General features: G+C 39.1%; 1 protein-coding gene. It reads left to right on the top strand.

The genetic code is table 11. The annotated features are described in order from the left end of the window. On the top strand, positions 1 to 189 hold a 189-nt coding region (locus FS736_RS24935), incomplete at its 5' end, for a hypothetical protein (RefSeq protein ID WP_222125114.1). Between the last annotated feature and the right edge of the window lie 72 nt (positions 190 to 261).

Here is a 261-nt window from a genome sequence, read left to right as displayed (position 1 = left end):
GTGGGGAATGAGGGGTCGATTATTGGAAACGTGGATTTTTATATGTGTATGATTGAGGAAGTATGGCTTGATTTGAATTTTAGGGTGAGGAGGATACTGGGTGAAGACATGAATTGGATTAAAGATGATATTGATGAAGACGTGTGTGATTTGATCGGAATATGCATAGAATTCCATGTGATCTGGTAGTTGCTTGGGAATGGGTAGATTGGTGTGGAGGATGGTGGGATAAAGGAAATTTAAAAGGTGATGAATGATTGT

This window comes from Cytobacillus oceanisediminis 2691, from assembly GCF_007678455.1.
Taxonomy (GTDB): domain Bacteria; phylum Bacillota; class Bacilli; order Bacillales; family Cytobacillaceae; genus Mesobacillus; species Mesobacillus oceanisediminis_A.
Note: the sequence above shows the minus strand (reverse complement) of the source record. Positions and strands in the feature narration are given on the sequence as shown.